This window comes from Corallococcus praedator, from assembly GCF_003612125.1.
Taxonomy (GTDB): Bacteria; Myxococcota; Myxococcia; order Myxococcales; family Myxococcaceae; genus Corallococcus; species Corallococcus praedator.
Map to the genome: position 1 here is coordinate 1 of NZ_RAWI01000776.1, position 1,069 is coordinate 1,069.

2 protein-coding genes are annotated in these 1,069 nt (G+C 72.6%); both read right to left on the minus strand.

Annotated elements, in window-relative coordinates:
• Positions 1 to 74: 74 nt before the first annotated feature.
• On the minus strand, positions 75 to 224 hold the full coding sequence (locus tag D7Y13_RS46225) for a hypothetical protein (protein WP_158620523.1): 150 nt from the start codon (positions 222 to 224) through the stop codon (positions 75 to 77).
• A gap of 176 nt (positions 225 to 400) precedes the next feature.
• A partial coding sequence (locus D7Y13_RS41675; RefSeq protein WP_120631068.1) for a carboxypeptidase regulatory-like domain-containing protein occupies positions 401 to 1,069 on the minus strand: 669 nt, incomplete at its 5' end.

Genomic DNA, 1,069 nt, shown 5'->3' on the forward strand with positions numbered 1-1,069 from the left:
CCTGAAGCCGCACCCGACGCACCGGGGCGGGGGCTGGCTTCGTGCCCACCCGCCCCGGTGCGTCGGGTGCGGCTTCAGGCGCGCGGGGACGGAGCCACGGACAGCTCGGTCAACACGCGGCGGATCTGCTCGTACAGGCCCTGCCCCATCTCCTGCATTCCCGCGGGCCGCGCCCCCTTGCGGCGTGCCCCCGGAGGCATCCGCGCGTCTTCAGCCGGCGCCATCGGTCGTTTCCTGGGCTGATACATGGTTCGTCCCCCTCGTTCGGAAGTTTGCGGCTTCCGAGAAAGCAATTTTGCCACCAAGACAGAAAATTGACCAGCGGCTGTGCTTCCAAGCCTTTGTACGGCCCCCCTGACCGATGCTTGCGTCGGCGCTTCGTCGGGGCGCGACAGCCGTGTCAGGGAGGACCGTCCTTGCCCGGGGCCCCCTGGCGGAGCGCGCCCACCTCCCAGCGCTGCTCGAGTTGGAGCGTCTCCCCCGCGCGGACGGTGACCGTCTGGGTGAGCGCGGGCAGCCGTTCGTGCCAGAAGACGAGGGTGTGGGGGCCTTCGGGCACCCGGAGCCGGAAGCGCCCGTCCGGGGCGGTGGTGGTGAAGTACGGGTGGTCGAAGGTGCGAACCACCGCGCGCATCCAGGGGTGCACGTCGCAGCGGACCTGGACGGTGCCGGGTTCGGCGGGCAGGGGGCGGCGCAGCGTCATCCCCTCCAGCGGCATGGCCACGTTGAAGACGGAGCGGTTCGTTCCGGCCTGGGCGCGCACGTTGTGCACCAGGGGGTCGGAGTTGCGCAGCACCAGCTCCGTGCCGGCCCGCGCGGCGAGCGCCGGAGGCTCATAGGAGCACTGCTTCTGGTCCAGCACCGGCGCGGGGGCCGGCGCTTCGGGGGCGGGCAGCGCCGCGCCGTCCTGGAGGGAGACGACGGCATGGGCCAGGGCGCCCTCCCCTCCCACGACGAGCGACCGGTCCTGTGCCTGGTCGCCGCAGATGTGGGCCACGGTGGCGGAGGTGGCCATGGCGGCGGCCGCGGGGGGCGTCCCCGTCAGGAGCACCCGCCCTTCAATCTCCCC

Excerpts from the sequence above, each read along its gene's own strand:
- D7Y13_RS46225 (WP_158620523.1), bottom strand. The coding sequence starts at position 224 with ATGGCGCCGGCTGAAGACGCGCGGATGCCTCCGGGGGCACGCCGCAAG.